This window comes from Agromyces sp. NPDC060279, from assembly GCF_042726785.1.
Lineage (GTDB): Bacteria > Actinomycetota > Actinomycetes > Actinomycetales > Microbacteriaceae > Agromyces.
This window is the reverse complement of record NZ_JBHXBK010000001.1, coordinates 989,940-1,004,576: the sequence shown is the minus strand read 5'-3', so window position 1 is coordinate 1,004,576 and position 14,637 is coordinate 989,940. Positions and strand designations below refer to the sequence as shown.

Genomic DNA, 14,637 nt, shown 5'->3' with positions numbered 1-14,637 from the left:
CAATGGCTATTCGTAAGTACAAGCCCACGACCCCGGGTCGTCGCGGTTCTTCGGTCTCGGACTTCGCCGAGATCACCCGTTCGACGCCCGAGAAGTCGCTGCTGCGCCCGCTCTCCAAGACCGGTGGCCGCAACAACCAGGGTCGCATCACCACCCGCCACATCGGCGGTGGCCACAAGCGCCAGTACCGCGTCATCGACTTCCGTCGCAACGACAAGGACGGCGTGCCCGCCAAGGTCGCGCACATCGAGTACGACCCGAACCGCACGGCGCGCATCGCGCTGCTGCACTTCGCGGACGGCACTAAGCGCTACATCCTGGCGCCGGCGAAGCTCCGTCAGGGCGACCTGATCGAGTCGGGCCCCGCGGCTGACATCAAGCCCGGCAACAACCTGCCGCTGCGCAACATCCCCACGGGTACCGTCGTCCACGCGATCGAGCTCCGTCCCGGCGGCGGCGCGAAGATGGCCCGTTCGGCGGGCGCCTCGGTGCGTCTCGTCGCGAAGGACGGCCCCTACGCCCAGCTGCGTCTGCCCTCGGGCGAGATCCGCAACGTCGATGCGCGCTGCCGCGCGACCATCGGCGAGGTCGGCAACGCCGAGCAGTCAAACATCAACTGGGGCAAGGCCGGCCGCAAGCGCTGGAAGGGCGTCCGCCCGACCGTCCGTGGTGTTGCCATGAACCCGATCGACCACCCGCACGGTGGTGGTGAGGGCAAGACCTCCGGTGGTCGCCACCCGGTCAGCCCGTGGGGTCAGCCCGAGGGACGCACTCGTCGCCCCAACAAGGAAAGCGACAAGCTCATCGTCCGTCGTCGCACCGTCGGCAAGAAGCGCAAGTAGGAGTAAGAGAAGATGCCTCGCAGTCTTAAGAAGGGCCCCTTCGTCGACGAGCACCTGCTTCGCAAGGTCGTCGTCCAGAACGAAGCCGGCAGCAAGAACGTCATCAAGACGTGGTCGCGCCGCTCGATGATCATCCCGGCCATGCTCGGGCACACGATCGCCGTGCACGACGGCCGCAAGCACATCCCGGTGTTCGTCACCGAGACCATGGTGGGTCACAAGCTCGGCGAGTTCGCGCCCACCCGCACCTTCCGTGGACACGTGAAGGACGACAAGAAGGGCCGCCGCCGCTAGTCGCGGTGGTGTGAAGGAGGAAGAAATGGTGGAGTCGATCGCCCGCGTGCGACACATCCGCGTCACCCCCATGAAGGCTCGCCGCGTCGTCAACCTGATCCGCGGCAAGCAGGCACAGGAGGCCCTGGCCATCCTGAAGTTCGCGCCCCAGAGCGCGAGCGAGCCGGTGTACAAGCTCGTCGCCTCGGCCATCGCGAACGCTCGCGTCAAGGCCGATGCCACGAACACCTACCTGGACGAGCAGGACCTGTACGTCGCGCGCGCATTCGTCGACGAGGGCACCACCCTCAAGCGTTTCCAGCCGCGTGCGCAGGGCCGTGCCTTCCGCATCAACAAGCGAACGAGCCACATCACCGTCGTGCTCGCCACGCCCGAGGAGGGTACGAAGTAATGGGTCAGAAGGTCAACCCGTACGGCTTCCGTCTGGGCATCACCACCGACCACGTGTCGCGGTGGTTCTCCGACTCGAACAAGCCCGGTCAGCGCTACGCCGACTACCTCGCCGAGGACGTCCGCATCCGTCAGATGCTGACCACCTCGCTCGACCGCGCGGGTGTCTCGCGCATCGAGATCGAGCGCACCCGCGACCGCGTCCGCGTGGACATCCACACGGCCCGTCCGGGTATCGTCATCGGCCGCCGCGGCGCCGAGGCCGAGCGTATCCGCGCCGACCTCGAGAAGCTCACCGGCAAGCAGATCCAGCTCAACATCCTCGAGGTGAAGAACCCCGAGGCCGACGCCCAGCTCGTCGCGCAGGGCATCGCCGAGCAGCTCTCCGCTCGTGTGGCATTCCGCCGCGCGATGCGCAAGGGCCTGCAGGGCGCGCAGCGCGCCGGCGCCAAGGGCGTCCGGATCCAGGTCTCCGGCCGTCTCGGCGGCGCCGAGATGAGCCGCTCGGAGTTCTACCGCGAGGGTCGTGTGCCGCTGCACACGCTGCGCGCGAACATCGACTACGGCTTCTACGAGGCCAAGACCACCTTCGGCCGCATCGGCGTGAAGGTCTGGATCTACAAGGGCGACATCACGAACAAGGAGCTCGCGCGCGAGCAGGCGGCCCAGAAGCCGTCGCGCGGCGACCGCGACCGTCCCCGCCGCGACCGCGCCCCCAAGGCTGCGGAGCCGGCGGCAGCAGGAGTTGAGGCGTAACCATGTTGATTCCCCGTCGAGTCAAGTACCGCAAGCAGCACCACCCCAAGCGCGACGGCGCCGCCACGGGCGGCACCAAGGTCAGCTTCGGTGAGTACGGCATCCAGGCCATCACCCCCGCCTATGTGACCAACCGTCAGATCGAGTCCGCTCGTATCGCCATGACGCGTCACATCAAGCGTGGCGGCAAGGTGTGGATCAACATCTACCCGGACCGTCCGCTCACGAAGAAGCCGGCCGAAACCCGCATGGGTTCCGGTAAGGGTTCGCCCGAGTGGTGGGTCGCCAACGTCAAGCCGGGTCGCGTCCTGTTCGAGGTCTCGGGCGTCTCCGAGGAGCTCGCGCGCGAGGCCATGACCCGTGCCATCCACAAGCTGCCCCTCAAGGCACGCATCATCAAGCGCGAGGAGGGCGACGCGTAATGTCCGTCGGAACCAAGGGGCTCGAGACCGTCGAGCTCGACACCTTCGAAGACGAGCGTCTCGTCGACGAGCTGAAGAAGGCCAAGGAAGAGCTGTTCAACCTGCGCTTCCAGTCGGCCACCGGCCAGCTCGAGAGCCACGGCCGCCTGCGCGCGGTCAAGCGCGACATCGCCCGCATCTACACGGTGATCCGCGAGCGCGAGCTCGGCATCCGGGCCACCCCCGCTCCGGTCGAGGTCCCCGCCAAGGCCGAGAAGAAGACCAAGAAGGCCAAGGCCGAGGCATCCACCGATGTCGCGGCCGACGCCGAGACGAAGGAGGCCTGATCATGGCTGAGACCAAGAAGGCCGCCACGGCCGAGGTCGCCCAGTCCGAGGCCGCCGTGTCGGCCGAGCAGCGCCCGTACCGCAAGGTGCGCCGCGGCTACGTCGTCAGCGACAAGATGGACAAGACCATCGTCGTCGAGGTCGAGGACCGCGTGAAGCACCCGCTGTACGGCAAGGTCATGCGCCGCACCTCGAAGGTCAAGGCGCACGACGAGCAGAACACCGCCGGCATCGGCGACCTGGTCGTCATCTCCGAGACCCGGCCGCTCAGCGCCACCAAGCGCTGGCGCCTCGTCGAGATCGTCGAGAAGGCCAAGTAAGCCCCTGGGCTTGCTTCCGAGAAGGAGACTGAAGTGATTCAGCAGGAATCCCGGCTCAAGGTGGCCGACAACACGGGTGCGAAGGAACTCCTCACCATCCGTGTGCTCGGCGGCTCCAGCCGCCGCTACGCCGGCCTCGGCGACATCATCGTCGCGACGGTCAAGGACGCGATCCCCGGCGGCAACGTGAAGAAGGGCGACGTGGTCAAGGCCGTCGTCGTCCGCACCCGCAAGGAGACCCGTCGTCCCGACGGCTCCTACATCAAGTTCGACGAGAACGCTGCGGTGATCCTCAAGAACGACGGCGAGCCGCGCGGTACTCGCATCTTCGGCCCGGTGGGCCGCGAGCTGCGCGACAAGAAGTTCATGAAGATCATCTCGCTGGCTCCGGAGGTGCTCTAACCATGGCGAACATCAAGAAGGGCGACCTGGTCCAGGTCATCTCCGGCCGCAGCCAGGCCCGCGGCGGAGACCGCGGCAAGCAGGGCAAGGTCATCGAGGTGCTGGTCGACCAGAACCGCGTCGTCGTCGAGGGCGTCAACTACGTCACGAAGCACGTGCGGGTCGGTCAGACCCAGCGCGGCTCGAAGACCGGCGGCATCGAGACCCACGAGGCCCCGATCCACGTCTCGAACGTCGCGATCGTCGACCCCGAGACCAAGAAGCCGACCCGCGTCGGCTTCCGCAACGAAACCGTGACGAAGGACGGGGTCACCAAGACCGTGCGCGTTCGTTACGCCAAGAAGTCAGGTAAGGACCTCTGATGACTGAGACTGCCGTGGCGGCTGGCAAAATCCAGCCCCGCCTGAAGCAGAAGTACCGCGAGGAGATCTCGAAGGGCCTCCAGGAGCAGTTCGGCTTCACGAACGTGCACCAGGTCCCGGGTCTCGTCAAGATCGTCGTCAACATGGGTGTCGGCGAGGCCGCGCGCGATGGCAAGGTCATCGACGGCGCCATCGCCGACCTCACGAAGATCACCGGTCAGAAGCCGCAGGTCACGAAGGCCCGCAAGTCCATCGCGCAGTTCAAGCTGCGCGAGGGCCAGCAGATCGGCGCGCACGTCACGCTGCGCGGCGACCGCATGTGGGAGTTCCTCGACCGCCTGCTGTCGCTCGCGCTCCCGCGCATCCGCGACTTCCGCGGCCTGAGCGACCGTCAGTTCGACGGCAACGGCAATTACACCTTCGGTCTCACGGAGCAGAGCGTGTTCCACGAGATCGACCAGGACAAGATCGACCGCGTTCGCGGCATGGACATCACCGTGGTGACCACCGCCAAGAGCGACGACGAGGGGCGCGCGCTGCTCAAGGCGCTCGGCTTCCCGTTCAAGCAGGTCGAGAACGCGTAGTAGACTCTACGAGTTTGTGCATGAGCCGGCACCGCTCCCCGAGCCAGTCGAGGGGAGCGGCGCCGGCACAGGCATTCGACGGTTCGCAACCGCGAACCGCACCACCACAGGTCAGTCCCCGTGTACCGGGTCCTGAAACCTGGTGAACGTAAGGAACACATCGCCATGACGATGACCGACCCGGTCGCTGACATGCTGACCCGTCTGCGGAACGCCAACTCCGCCCACCACGACGCGGTGTCGATGCCCCACTCCAAGCTGAAGGGCCACATCGCCGAGATCCTCAAGAACGAGGGCTACATCGCGGACTTCGAGGTCACCGACGCACGCGTCGGCAAGACCCTCACGCTGAACCTCAAGTTCGGCCCGAACCGCGAGCGCTCGATCGCCGGCATCAAGCGCGTCTCCAAGCCCGGTCTCCGCGTGTACGCGAAGTCGACCGAGCTCCCCAAGGTCCTCGGTGGCCTGGGCGTCGCGATCCTGTCCACTTCCAGCGGTCTGCTCACCGACCGCCAGGCCGAGAAGAAGGGCGTGGGTGGGGAAGTCCTCGCCTACGTGTGGTAAGTCCATGTCACGAATCGGACGACTCCCCATCGACATCCCCGCCGGTGTCGAGGTGAAGATCGACGGCTCCGCCGTCACCGTCAAGGGCCCGAAGGGCGAGCTCTCGCTCACCGTCGCGAGCCCCATCGAGGCCAAGGTCGATGGCAACCAGGTCATCGTCACCCGCCCGGACGACGAGCGCGAGTCGCGTTCGCTCCACGGCCTCACCCGCACGCTCATCGCCAACGACATCGTCGGCGTGACCGAGGGCTACTCGAAGGGTCTCGAGATCGTCGGGACCGGCTACCGCGTGGCGCAGAAGGGCAGCGCGGTCGAGTTCGCGCTCGGCTTCTCGCACCCGGTCGTCGTCGAGGCGCCGGCCGGCATCACCTTCGCGGTCGAGGGCAACACCAAGCTCACCGTGTCGGGGATCTCGAAGCAGGCCGTCGGCGAGACCGCCGCCAACATCCGCAAGATCAAGAAGCCCGAGCCGTACAAGGGCAAGGGCATCCGCTACGCCGGCGAGGTCGTGCGTCGCAAGGCCGGAAAGGCTGGTAAGTAACCATGGCCGTGAAGAGCAAGTCGGCTGCGCGCTCGCGCCGCCACACCCGCCTTCGCAAGAAGATCGTCGGCACCGAGCTGCGTCCGCGCCTCGTCGTGACCCGTTCGGCCCGCCACGTGTTCGTGCAGGTCGTCGACGACGCCCAGGGCCGCACCGTGGCCTCCGCGTCGACCATGGAGGCCGACCTCCGCGCGTTCGACGGTGACAAGACCGCCAAGGCCAAGAAGGTCGGCGAGCTCGTCGCCGAGCGCGCCAAGCAGGCCGGTATCGCCGAGGTCGTCTTCGACCGCGGCGGCAACAAGTACGCCGGTCGTGTCGCGGCGATCGCCGATGGAGCGCGAGAGGCAGGGCTGAACCTGTGAGTGAGAACACTGTGAAGGAGACCGAGGTGGCCGCTGAGGCACCCGTCGAGACCGCTGCCGGTACCGAGCAGCAGCCCGAGCGCCGCGAGCGCGACGGCCGCCGTGGCGGCCGCGACCGCGGCCAGGGCGGTCGCGACCGCGGTGGCCGCGACGCCGAGAAGAGCCAGTTCCTCGAGCGCGTCGTCACCATCAACCGCGTGTCGAAGGTCGTCAAGGGCGGCCGTCGCTTCAGCTTCACGGCGCTCGTCGTCGTGGGCGACGGCAACGGGCTCGTCGGCGTCGGCTACGGCAAGGCGCGCGAGGTCCCGACGGCCATCTCGAAGGGCGTCGAGGAGGCGAAGAAGAACTTCTTCCGCGTCCCGCGCGTCGGCAGCACCATCCCCCACCCCGTGCAGGGTGAGGCGGCCGCCGGTGTCGTCCTCCTGCGTCCGGCCGCGCCCGGTACCGGTGTCATCGCCGGTGGTCCGGTCCGCGCCGTGCTCGAGTGCGCCGGCATCCACGACGTGCTGTCGAAGTCGCTCGGCTCGTCGAACACCATCAACATCGTGCACGCCACCGTCGAGTCGCTGAAGCAGCTCGAGGAGCCGCGCGCCGTCGCCGCCCGTCGTGGTCTCGACTACGACGAGGTCGCGCCCGCCCGTCTGCTGCGTGCCGAGGCCCAGGCGGCCGAGGCCGCCGCAGCAGCGAAGGCAGGTGCCTGATGGCCAAGCAGCTCAAGGTGACCCAGATCAAGTCCAAGGTGAGCGAGAAGCAGTACCAGCGCGACACGCTCCGCAGCCTCGGACTGAAGCGCATCGGCGACTCCGTCGTCCGTGAGGACACGCCGCAGAACCGCGGCTACGTCAAGACGGTCGCCCACCTCGTGAAGGTTGAGGAGATTGACTAATGGCTGACGAGAAGAACGTCGCCGAGGAGACCCCGAAGAAGGCTCCCGCGAAGAAGGCGCCGGCCAAGGCCGCCGCCGAGAAGGCGCCGGCCGCCAAGGCTCCGGCCAAGAAGGCCGCCGCTGCGAAGGCCGACGCCGCCGAGAAGGCTCCGGCCGAGAAAGCGCCCGCCAAGAAGGCTCCGGCCAAGAAGGCGGCCCCGAAGGCCGAGGTCGTCGAGGCTCGCGAGCAGGTTCTGAAGGTGCACCACCTTCGTCCGGCTCCCGGCGCCAAGAAGGACAAGACCCGCGTCGGTCGCGGTGAGGGTTCGAAGGGCAAGACCGCCGGTCGCGGCACCAAGGGCACGAAGGCCCGCAACACGGTGCGCCCCGGCTTCGAGGGCGGCCAGCTTCCGTACCACATGCGTGCGCCGAAGCTCCGCGGCTTCAAGAACCCGTTCCGCGTCGAGTACCAGGCTGTGAACCTGGACAAGCTCGCGGCGCTCTACCCGAAGGGCGGCGACGTCACCGTCGCCGACCTCGTGGCCAAGGGCGTGGTCCGCAAGAACGAGCGCGTCAAGGTGCTCGGCAACGGCGACCTGCAGGTGAAGCTGAACGTCTCCGTCGACAAGGTCTCCGGCTCGGCCGAGCAGAAGATCGTCGCGGCGGGCGGCTCGGTCAAGTAACCGATCCACCATCGAAGTTCGAGCCTGTCGGGACCTCGCGTATGATTCACGGGGGTCCTGACAGGCTCGAATCGCATCCGGGCGCCGCGCCCGGCTGCAGTGTATGACGCTCCACGACGGAGCAACAGGAGGACGAGTGTTCAACGCGATCGGGCGGATCTTCCGCACGCCGGACCTGCGCCGGAAGATCGGCTTCACCCTGGGCATCATCGCCCTGTTCCGTCTGGGCTCGTTCATCCCCGCGCCGTTCGTGGACTTCTCGAACGTCCAGGCCTGCCTCGCGGCGAACCAGGGCGCCTCGGGCCTCTACGAGCTCGTGAACCTCTTCTCCGGCGGTGCGCTGCTGCAGCTGTCGATCTTCGCGCTCGGCATCATGCCCTACATCACCGCGTCGATCATCGTGCAGCTCCTGCGCGTCGTCATCCCGCACTTCGAGACCCTCTACAAGGAGGGCCAGGCGGGCCAGGGCAAGCTGACCCAGTACACCCGGTACCTCACGATCGCCCTCGGCGTGCTGCAGTCGACCACCCTGATCACGGTCGCCCGCTCGGGCGCGCTGTTCAGCGGCTCGGCCGACCCCTCCTGCTCGCAGCTCATCACGAACGACGCCTGGTACGCGATCCTCCTGATGGTCATCACGATGACCGCCGGTACCGGCCTCATCATGTGGATGGGCGAGCTCATCACCGAGCGCGGCATCGGCAACGGCATGTCGCTGCTCATCTTCACCTCGATCGCCTCGACCTTCCCCGGCTCGCTCTGGGCCATCGGCATCTCGCGCGGCTGGGACGTCTTCGCGATCGTCCTCGCGATCGGCCTCGTGGTCGTCGTCGCGGTCGTCTTCGTCGAGCAGTCGCAGCGCCGCGTGCCCGTGCAGTACGCGAAGCGCATGGTCGGCCGGCGCACCTACGGCGGCAACAACACGTACATCCCGATCAAGGTGAACATGGCCGGCGTCGTGCCCGTCATTTTCGCCTCCTCGCTGCTCTACCTCCCGGCGCTCATCGCGCAGTTCAACCAGCCGAAGGCGGGCGAGGAGATCCAGCCCTGGGTCGCGTGGATCACGAACTACCTGACCAAGGGCGACCACCCGCTCTACATGCTGCTGTACTTCCTGCTCATCGTGGGCTTCACCTACTTCTACGTCGCGATCACGTTCAACCCGGACGAGGTCTCCGAGAACATGAAGAAGTACGGCGGCTTCATCCCCGGCATCCGCGCGGGCCGTCCGACGGCCGAGTACCTCGACTACGTGCTCACCCGCATCACGTTCCCGGGCTCGCTCTACCTGGGCCTCATCGCCCTCATCCCGCTCATCGCCTTCGCGCTGGTCGGGGCCAACCAGAACTTCCCGTTCGGCGGTGCATCGATCCTGATCATCGTCGGCGTCGGTCTCGAGACCGTCAAGCAGATCGACGCGCAACTCCAGCAGCGACACTACGAAGGACTCCTCCGATGACCAGCGCCGACTCCGCCCGCTCCGCCCGCTTCCTCATCGTCGGCCCGCAGGGCTCCGGCAAGGGGACCCAGGGCGTGCTCGTCGCGGAGGCGTTCGACGTGCCGCAGATCGCGACCGGCGACATCTTCCGGGCGAACGTGAAGGGCGGCACCGAGCTCGGCAAGCAGGTGCAGTCGATCATCGAGGCCGGCGACCTGGCGCCCGACGAGCTGACGAGCGCGCTCGTCGCCGACCGGCTCGCCCAGCCCGATGCGGCCGAGGGGTTCCTCCTCGACGGATATCCGCGCAACCGCGGTCAGGTCGCCGACCTGGACGCCTTCCTCGAGCCCCGCGGCGAGTCGCTCGACGCCGTCATCGAGCTCGAGGTGCCGCGTGAGGAGTCGATCGCCCGGCTGCGCCAGCGCGCCGTCGAGCAGGGTCGCACCGACGACACCGAAGAGGTCATCGCGAACCGTCTCGCCATCTACGAGCGCGAGACCGCGCCGATCCTCGACGTCTACCGCGCCCGCGGCATCGTCGTGCGCATCGACGGCGTCGGCTCGCTCGACGAGGTCACCACGCGCATCTTCGAGTCGCTCGCGGCGCGCGGCCTCGCGCCGGTGCACCCGGGCGCCCTCGCCTGATCCCGTGTTCCGCCGCTCGATCCTGAAGTCGCCGGCCGAGCTCCGCGCAATGCGCGCGGCCGGCGAGGTGACGGCGGCGGCCCTCGCCGAAGCACGCGCGCTGATCGCCGTCGGGGCGACGCCGCTCGAGCTCGACGCCGCCGCCGAGCGGCTCATCCTCAACCGCGGCGGCCGCTCGAACTTCCAGCTCGAGCCCGGCTACCGGCATACGCTCTGCGTCTCGGTCGACGACGACGTGGTGCACGGCATCCCGGGCGATCGGCCGTTCCGGCCCGGTGACCTGGTCTCCGTCGACGGCGGCGCCGAGGTCGACGGCTGGAACGGCGACGCCGCCTTCTCGCTCGTGCTCGACGATCCCGAGCGGCCGGACGTCGTCGCGGCCCGCCGCGAGCTCGTGCGGGTCGCCGAGCTGGGCCTGTGGACGGGCATCGCGACGCTCGCGAGCGCGCGCCACTTGAACGAGGTCGGCGGCGCGATCGAGGACGCGGTGCTCGCGGAGGCGGATGCCCCGGGCGGCACGGGCCGGCAGTACGGCATCCTGCTCGACTACGTCGGGCACGGCATCGGCCGGCGCATGCACGAGGAGCCACCGGTGTTCAACTACCGTGTCGACCGCCGCGGGCCGGCGGTCAAGCCCGGCCTCGTCGTCGCCATCGAGCCGATGATCGTCGCGGGCTCGATCGAGACGTTCGTGCGCGACGACGGCTGGACCGTGACGACCGCCGACGGTTCGGACGCCGCGCACGTCGAGCACTCCGTCGCGGTGCACGCCGACGGCATCTGGGTGCTCACGGCTGAGGACGGTGGGGCCGCGGGGCTCGCGCCCTTCGGCGTGACGCCGGTTCCCATCCCCTGAGCCCGGCCGCCGCACCTTCCCGTTCCGCCCCATCCTCACGCGACCGCTGATGCGCGCATCGACCGATAGCGGTTGAGCGTAGGCGGCATGGCGCGATTGCCCGGTCTTGGTCGCTGTTCGGGGTCGAGGTGGGCGGGTGGGGTGAACCAGCTGTGTCCGTCGTGGATGCGGATGGTCCAGCCGTCGTCGTGGACGCGGTGGTGGTGGTGGCTGCAGAGCAGGATGCCGTTGTCGAGGTCGGTCGCCCCGGTGTCACGGCCCCACCATCTGATGTGGTGCGCTTCGGTGTGGCTCGGTGGGCGGTGGCATCCGGGCCAGGCGCAGCCGCCGTCGCGTTCGGCGAGGGCGACTTTCTGCGCGGGGGTGAAGAGCCGCGCCGAGTGGCCGAGTCGCAGCGGGTGCTCGCCCCGTCCGACGAGCATGGGCGAGACACCTGCCGTGGTGATGAGTTCTCGCACGGTCTCCAATGAGACGGGCTGCTCGATGCCGTCGATGGACGCCGCACCTTGCCCGGCGGCGAGGGCTTCGGCGTCGGCACGGACCACGACCGTGACGGAGCGGAGCGTGGGGACCTCGGCACAGCCGAGGGTGTGGCGGGCGAGATCAGTGAGCGCGTCGGCGTTCAGTTGGGCGATCGTGCGGGTCTCCGCGGTCGCCTGATCGTCCTCCGTCTCGCTTGGCCGTGGAGCCCGGGCGTCGCGGGCCCGGGCGTCGCGGGCGCGGTGGAGTTCGGTGCCGACGAGCGCGTCGATCGCGGCGGTCACGACGGCGCCGTTGACCGGGTCGAACGCGCCGCGCACGTTGACCATGCCGGCCCGGTCTTGCCAGATGCGCAGCCCGCGCCTGGCACGGAGTTCGTCTTCGCGGGGCTTGACGCCATCAGGATCGAGCCGTGCTTCGAGGCGTTTCACGAGCAGCCCCAGCCCGTCGACCCCGACGACCGGGGCACGCTCGACGAGGAACGCCTCGGACGCGGCGAGCTCCTCGGGGTCGGCCCGCAGCTCGACGCGGTCGAGGAAGCGTCGGATGACCTCGGCCGCGTCGATGCCCAGGACGCCGTCGTGCAGCGCGCGTGCGAGCGCGGGCCGTTTCGGCGGCAACGGCTCGGCGGTGAAGGAGGAGCGGGACGCCGTGGCACGGCCGACCGCGACGAACCGTGCCGCGTCGACGTACCGACCAGTGGTGAGCTGGGCGATCAACCGCTCGGGCGTGGTGCACCCACGCGTCTTCGCGAGATCGTCACCGGTGATGCCGCTGCAGCGATCGTCGAGTTCGGCGGCGAGCCTGGTCTGCAGCGATCCCGCGACCCGGGACAGGGCTGCGACCGCCTCGATCACCCGCACCAAGCCATCGTCGCTCATCGCCCGCACGTCACGCTCGGGCACCGATGACGGTCGCATGAGCGCCCCGCCCCAGGCCGCCACGACCGCGGCACTCGCGGCACCGAGCAGCGCGAGTGCCGGGGTCGGGATCTGGGAATCGGGCATGAATCCATCGTCCCAAGCCGGAGCTCGAGTGTCGAACATTTCTTCGACATAGCGCCACTTCCAGGGCACCCCAGCCGCACGAGCACCACCTCGGTGCGCACCCGCGGGCTATGGTGAACGAGGAGCAAGGGACGCCACCGACGGGGGAGGACCGCATGCGCGAGATCCAGGGCATCGGCATCGGGCAGGGGGTCGCGGTCGGGCCCGTCGTGCGCATGGCCGAGTCGCTCCCAGAGCCGGAGGACCGAGCGAGCGGGCTCGACGCCTCCCAGGAAGAGGAGCGGGCGCGCGCCTCCCTCGCCGCCGTCGCCGAGGAACTGCAGCGCCGCGGCGCGCGGGCCGGCGGCGCCGCGAAGGACGTCCTCGAGGCGCAGGCCATGATGGCCGGAGACCCGAGCCTCATCGCCGACGTCGTGAAGCGGCTGGCCGAGGACAAGACCGCGGAGCGCGCCGTGTACGAGGCGTTCGCCGCCTTCCGCGAACTGCTCGCCGGCATGGGTGGGTATCTCGGCGAGCGGGCGGCCGACCTCGACGACGTCTCGCAGCGCGTGGTCGCGCACCTGCTCGACGTGCCGGCGCCCGGCGTGCCCGACCCGGGGCATCCCTTCGTCCTCGTCGCGCGCGACCTCGCGCCGGCCGATACCGCGGTGCTCGACCTCGAGCAGGTGCTCGCGCTCGTCACCGTCGACGGCGGCCCGACCTCGCACACCGCGATCCTCGCGCGGGAGCAGTCCATCGTCGCGATCGTGGGCGCCGCCGACGCCGCAGCGCTCGTCGACGGCGAGCAGGTGCTCGTCGACGCCGAGCACGACGTCGTCGTGGTGGCCCCGAGCGAGGCGCAGCTCGCCGAGGCGCACGAACGCATCGCGGCCCGCCGGCTCGCCGCGGAGGCCCCGATCACGCCGGGGGCGCTCGCCGACGGCACCCCCGTGCCGCTCCTCGCGAACCTCGGCTCGGTCGGGGGTGCGGCCGAGGCGCTCCGGCTGGGCGCGGAGGGCGTCGGCCTCTTCCGCACCGAGTTCCTCTTCCTGGACGCCGACCGGGCGCCGAGCGTCGCCGAGCAGCAGGAGCAGTACACGAAGCTGCTCCACGCGTTCGCCGGCAAGAAGGTCGTCGTGCGGGTGCTCGACGCGGGGGCCGACAAGCCCCTCGCGTTCCTGAACCACGCCGAGGAGGAGAATCCCGCGCTCGGGCTCCGCGGCATCCGCGCCCTGCGCCGCTCCGAGCCCGTGCTGCGGGAGCAGCTCATGGCGCTCGCCGCCGCCGACGCCGCGACCGACGCCGAGCTCTGGGTCATGGCGCCGATGATCGCGACGGTCGAGGAGACCCGGTACTTCACCGCCCTGGCCGCAGAGCTCGGCCTCCGTACCGCGGGCGTCATGGTCGAAGTGCCCGCCGCGGCGCTGCTGGCCGAGCGGGTGCTGGAGGCCTGCGCCTTCGCCTCGATCGGCACGAACGACCTCACCCAGTACACGATGGCGGCCGACCGGCTGCTGGGCACCGTCGCCGAGCTGCAGAGCCCGTGGCATCCGGCCGTGCTCCGCCTCATCGCGGAGGTCGGCACCGCGGGAGCGCGCACGGGGACGCCCGTCGGGATCTGCGGCGAGGCCGCCGCCGACCCCCTGCTCGCCGTCGTCCTCGTCGGCCTCGGCGCCACCAGCCTGTCGATGTCGCCGTCGGCGCTCGCCGACGTGCGCGCCTCGCTCGCGCGCTACCGCCCGGAGGATGCCCGGGTCATCGCCGAGGCGGCGCTGGCCGCCGAGGGGGCGGCCGAGGCCAAGCAGGCGGCCAGCGCCGCCGCCGAGGCGGTGCGGGGCTCGGTTGGCGATTCGCCCGCGAGTGGTCTACAGTAGATCCTTGGTGTTCTGCACCTGCGCTGCGGCATGCGCCGACAGGGCGTCAGAGGCGCGGAACCATCGCACGACCGACCACCTTTACCCCAAGCGATAGTGAGGCTATGGCCAAGAAAGACGGTGTCATCGAGATCGAGGGCTCGGTCATCGAGGCGCTCCCGAACGCAATGTTCCGCGTCGAGCTGACCAACGGCCACAAGGTCCTGGCCCACATCTCCGGCAAGATGCGGCAGCACTACATCCGCATCCTCCCGGAGGACCGCGTGATCGTGGAGCTGAGCCCCTACGACCTGACCCGCGGGCGCATCGTCTACCGCTACAAGTAAAGACTGTCGGAAAGTAACGGCCCGCGGCATCCCGCGGGTACGAGGACAGCGAATCGAAGGAAACATCCCTCATGAAGGTGAACCCCAGCGTCAAGCCGATCTGCGATCACTGCAAGGTGATCCGCCGCCACGGCCGCGTCATGGTCATCTGCAAGTCGAACCCGCGCCACAAGCAGCGCCAGGGCTGACCTGCGGCGGTCCGTGCCGCGCACGGATCCGCGACAACTGAACACGGCAGTGCCAGAACCCGCCGCCCGATGACTCGGGAGCGGGGGACACCTCGGGAGGAGGCCCGGGCACCGGCACTGCTTCACACCTCC

At 69.2% G+C, this 14,637-nt stretch carries 23 protein-coding genes; 22 read left to right on the top strand and 1 reads right to left on the bottom strand.

What is annotated here, in order from left to right; genetic code table 11:
* Positions 1 to 2 precede the first annotated feature (2 nt).
* From rplB to map, 19 genes are all read left to right on the top strand, one after another.
* Positions 3 to 842, top strand: a complete 840-nt coding sequence (rplB, locus tag ACFWE1_RS04750; protein WP_251201556.1) for a 50S ribosomal protein L2 — start codon at positions 3 to 5, stop codon at positions 840 to 842.
* 12 nt (positions 843 to 854) lie between these two features.
* The gene (gene rpsS / locus ACFWE1_RS04745) at positions 855 to 1,136 is read left to right on the top strand and encodes a 30S ribosomal protein S19 (RefSeq protein WP_022889728.1); all 282 of its coding nucleotides are present in this window, start codon (positions 855 to 857) and stop codon (positions 1,134 to 1,136) included.
* Between the two features lie 25 nt (positions 1,137 to 1,161).
* Positions 1,162 to 1,527 (top strand): 50S ribosomal protein L22, encoded by a 366-nt coding sequence (gene rplV, locus ACFWE1_RS04740; protein ID WP_189083715.1) that lies wholly within the window; start codon positions 1,162 to 1,164, stop codon positions 1,525 to 1,527.
* Entirely contained in the window at positions 1,527 to 2,282 is a 756-nt protein-coding gene (gene rpsC / locus ACFWE1_RS04735; RefSeq protein WP_189083716.1) for a 30S ribosomal protein S3, read from the top strand. The genes rplV and rpsC overlap by 1 nt, the downstream gene beginning before the upstream one ends.
* Before the next feature lie 2 nt (positions 2,283 to 2,284).
* Positions 2,285 to 2,704, top strand: a complete 420-nt coding sequence (gene rplP, locus ACFWE1_RS04730; protein WP_189083717.1) for a 50S ribosomal protein L16 — start codon at positions 2,285 to 2,287, stop codon at positions 2,702 to 2,704.
* Entirely contained in the window at positions 2,704 to 3,030 is a 327-nt protein-coding gene (gene rpmC / locus ACFWE1_RS04725; RefSeq protein WP_376932350.1) for a 50S ribosomal protein L29, read from the top strand. Before rplP ends, rpmC begins: the two co-directional genes overlap by 1 nt.
* Before the next feature lie 2 nt (positions 3,031 to 3,032).
* Positions 3,033 to 3,350 (top strand): 30S ribosomal protein S17, encoded by a 318-nt coding sequence (gene rpsQ, locus ACFWE1_RS04720; protein ID WP_376932349.1) that lies wholly within the window; start codon positions 3,033 to 3,035, stop codon positions 3,348 to 3,350.
* A gap of 33 nt (positions 3,351 to 3,383) precedes the next feature.
* The gene (gene rplN, locus ACFWE1_RS04715) at positions 3,384 to 3,752 is read left to right on the top strand and encodes a 50S ribosomal protein L14 (RefSeq protein WP_243567470.1); all 369 of its coding nucleotides are present in this window, start codon (positions 3,384 to 3,386) and stop codon (positions 3,750 to 3,752) included.
* A gap of 2 nt (positions 3,753 to 3,754) precedes the next feature.
* Positions 3,755 to 4,114: a 50S ribosomal protein L24 gene (gene rplX / locus ACFWE1_RS04710; RefSeq protein ID WP_189083721.1), complete on the top strand. Its 360-nt coding sequence runs from the start codon at positions 3,755 to 3,757 to the stop codon at positions 4,112 to 4,114.
* Positions 4,114 to 4,698 (top strand): 50S ribosomal protein L5, encoded by a 585-nt coding sequence (gene rplE / locus ACFWE1_RS04705; RefSeq protein ID WP_376932348.1) that lies wholly within the window; start codon positions 4,114 to 4,116, stop codon positions 4,696 to 4,698. The genes rplX and rplE overlap by 1 nt, the downstream gene beginning before the upstream one ends.
* A 165-nt stretch (positions 4,699 to 4,863) precedes the next feature.
* Positions 4,864 to 5,262, top strand: a complete 399-nt coding sequence (rpsH, locus tag ACFWE1_RS04700; RefSeq protein ID WP_189083723.1) for a 30S ribosomal protein S8 — start codon at positions 4,864 to 4,866, stop codon at positions 5,260 to 5,262.
* 4 nt (positions 5,263 to 5,266) lie between these two features.
* Positions 5,267 to 5,803, top strand: a complete 537-nt coding sequence (rplF, locus tag ACFWE1_RS04695) for a 50S ribosomal protein L6 (RefSeq protein WP_376932347.1) — start codon at positions 5,267 to 5,269, stop codon at positions 5,801 to 5,803.
* Between the two features lie 2 nt (positions 5,804 to 5,805).
* Positions 5,806 to 6,165 (top strand): 50S ribosomal protein L18, encoded by a 360-nt coding sequence (gene rplR, locus ACFWE1_RS04690; RefSeq protein WP_243567474.1) that lies wholly within the window; start codon positions 5,806 to 5,808, stop codon positions 6,163 to 6,165.
* Positions 6,162 to 6,866: a 30S ribosomal protein S5 gene (gene rpsE / locus ACFWE1_RS04685; RefSeq protein ID WP_376932346.1), complete on the top strand. Its 705-nt coding sequence runs from the start codon at positions 6,162 to 6,164 to the stop codon at positions 6,864 to 6,866. The genes rplR and rpsE overlap by 4 nt, the downstream gene beginning before the upstream one ends.
* Positions 6,866 to 7,051, top strand: coding sequence for a 50S ribosomal protein L30 (rpmD, locus tag ACFWE1_RS04680; protein WP_067948559.1), 186 nt, complete (start codon positions 6,866 to 6,868; stop codon positions 7,049 to 7,051). The genes rpsE and rpmD overlap by 1 nt, the downstream gene beginning before the upstream one ends.
* A complete protein-coding gene (gene rplO / locus ACFWE1_RS04675) occupies positions 7,051 to 7,713 on the top strand; it encodes a 50S ribosomal protein L15 (RefSeq protein WP_376932345.1) in 663 nt (220 codons plus the stop codon). The genes rpmD and rplO overlap by 1 nt, the downstream gene beginning before the upstream one ends.
* Positions 7,714 to 7,849: 136 nt before the next feature.
* Positions 7,850 to 9,172 (top strand): preprotein translocase subunit SecY, encoded by a 1,323-nt coding sequence (gene secY, locus ACFWE1_RS04670; protein WP_243567476.1) that lies wholly within the window; start codon positions 7,850 to 7,852, stop codon positions 9,170 to 9,172.
* Complete coding sequence (locus tag ACFWE1_RS04665; RefSeq protein WP_376932344.1) at positions 9,169 to 9,795, top strand: adenylate kinase; 627 nt, start codon at positions 9,169 to 9,171, stop codon at positions 9,793 to 9,795. Before secY ends, ACFWE1_RS04665 begins: the two co-directional genes overlap by 4 nt.
* 4 nt (positions 9,796 to 9,799) lie before the next feature.
* A complete protein-coding gene (gene map / locus ACFWE1_RS04660; protein WP_376932343.1) occupies positions 9,800 to 10,651 on the top strand; it encodes a type I methionyl aminopeptidase in 852 nt (283 codons plus the stop codon).
* 35 nt (positions 10,652 to 10,686) lie between these two features.
* On the opposite strand, the gene ACFWE1_RS04655 is transcribed toward map, so the two are convergent.
* A complete protein-coding gene (locus ACFWE1_RS04655) occupies positions 10,687 to 12,138 on the bottom strand; it encodes a DUF222 domain-containing protein (protein ID WP_376932342.1) in 1,452 nt (483 codons plus the stop codon).
* Positions 12,139 to 12,293: 155 nt separating this feature from the next.
* Between ACFWE1_RS04655 and ptsP the strand changes: the two genes are divergently transcribed.
* The 3 genes from ptsP (at position 12,294) to rpmJ (ending at position 14,505) form a co-directional block, all read left to right on the top strand.
* Positions 12,294 to 13,991: a phosphoenolpyruvate--protein phosphotransferase gene (gene ptsP, locus ACFWE1_RS04650; RefSeq protein WP_376932341.1), complete on the top strand. Its 1,698-nt coding sequence runs from the start codon at positions 12,294 to 12,296 to the stop codon at positions 13,989 to 13,991.
* 104 nt (positions 13,992 to 14,095) lie between these two features.
* Positions 14,096 to 14,317: a translation initiation factor IF-1 gene (gene infA / locus ACFWE1_RS04645; protein ID WP_011186713.1), complete on the top strand. Its 222-nt coding sequence runs from the start codon at positions 14,096 to 14,098 to the stop codon at positions 14,315 to 14,317.
* A 71-nt stretch (positions 14,318 to 14,388) separates the two neighbouring features.
* Positions 14,389 to 14,505, top strand: coding sequence for a 50S ribosomal protein L36 (rpmJ, locus tag ACFWE1_RS04640; RefSeq protein ID WP_005050492.1), 117 nt, complete (start codon positions 14,389 to 14,391; stop codon positions 14,503 to 14,505).
* The last annotated feature ends 132 nt before the right edge of the window (positions 14,506 to 14,637 follow it).